Genomic DNA, 512 nt, shown 5'->3' with positions numbered 1-512 from the left:
GACGTATCGAAGACGTAATTGCCGCTGGCATCCGTGGTGACGCTGCGCGTCGTGCCCGCGGCATCCTTGACGGTGACGACGGCGTTGGCGATGGCCAGGCCTTCGGCGGCGATGCCGCTCACGCTGTGATTGCTGCTGCCACTGCCGCCACAGGCGGCGAGGATCAGGGTGCTGCCGACAGCCAGGGCAATTGCCCGCATGCGAATCCGATGTTCCATGGGTCTCCTCCGATTATCGTTTCGGGATGGCGTCGCTTGGGCGACGTCCGCCTTTCATGTTGGGACCATCGGACGGAGGATGACACTGGGGTTTACCTGAATCAGCCCAAAAAAACCGCCGGCATGACCGGCGGCGTGGGGAATGGCCGGACAAACCAGCTCAGTCATCCGGCAGGCGCGGCGGCGGCGTAGAGGTGCGAGAAGCGCAGCTCCTGCGGATAGGGGTCGAAGTCTTCCACGTAGCCATCGCGGATCTTCTGCTGAGCGTCCTGCCAGAAGCGCGGGTCGAGCAGG

Annotated in this window: 2 protein-coding genes; both read right to left on the bottom strand. The window is 64.3% G+C overall.

The window, feature by feature from the left end; genetic code table 11:
* The coding region (locus tag L6Q67_RS24505; protein ID WP_296576428.1) for a carboxypeptidase-like regulatory domain-containing protein at positions 1-218 on the bottom strand (218 nt) is incomplete at its 3' end.
* 164 nt (positions 219-382) lie between these two features.
* The coding region (locus tag L6Q67_RS24500; protein WP_296576431.1) for a bifunctional isocitrate dehydrogenase kinase/phosphatase at positions 383-512 on the bottom strand (130 nt) is incomplete at its 5' end.

This window comes from Zoogloea sp., assembly GCF_023150065.1.
GTDB lineage: Bacteria > Pseudomonadota > Gammaproteobacteria > Burkholderiales > Rhodocyclaceae > Zoogloea.
This window is presented reverse-complemented; position numbering and strand designations above follow the sequence as displayed.